This is a genomic window from Paenibacillus farraposensis (assembly GCF_020736845.1).
Classification (GTDB): Bacteria; Bacillota; Bacilli; order Paenibacillales; family Paenibacillaceae; genus Paenibacillus; species Paenibacillus farraposensis.
In genome coordinates this window covers 1-554 of record NZ_JAFFQR010000049.1, presented here as the reverse complement: position 1 = coordinate 554, position 554 = coordinate 1, and the positions used below count along the sequence as shown (strand labels likewise).

General features: G+C 60.5%; 1 protein-coding gene. It reads left to right on the top strand.

What is annotated here, in order from left to right; all coding sequences use genetic code 11:
* Window positions 1-554 (top strand): AMP-binding protein (locus JO375_RS08615; RefSeq protein ID WP_229524081.1); only part of this gene is annotated, 554 nt, incomplete at both ends.

Here is a 554-nt window from a genome sequence, read left to right as displayed (position 1 = left end):
ATGCTGCATGCGTTCCTGGAATATGTGGAGCAGCAGCCACGGGAAGTGATGCAGGCGAAGCTGGGCACGCTGCGCTACGTATTTGCCAGCGGCGAAGCGTTGCCGCCGCAGCATGTGGCCCGGTTCCAGCGGCTTGTGCCGAGCCTGGCTGGAGCGAAGCTGATCAACCTGTACGGACCGACAGAGGCGACCGTGGACGTATCGTACTTCGACTGCGAGCCAGGAGAGGAATATGCGGTGATTCCGATCGGAAAACCGATTCAGAACATCCGTCTGTACATCGTGAAGGAAGGAACGGAGCGGCTGCAGCCGATCGGGGTTGCAGGCGAGCTGTGCATCGGCGGTGTGGGCGTAGCCCGTGGGTATCTGAACCGACCGGAACTGACGGCGGAAAAATTCGTCGCCGATCCGTTTGCCGGTGGCGAAGCAGGCTATGAGCGGATGTACCGTACAGGCGATTTGGCGAGATGGATGCCGGACGGGAACATCGAATATCTGGGCCGGATCGATCATCAGGTGAAAATCCGGGGCTACCGGATCGAGCTGGGCGAGGT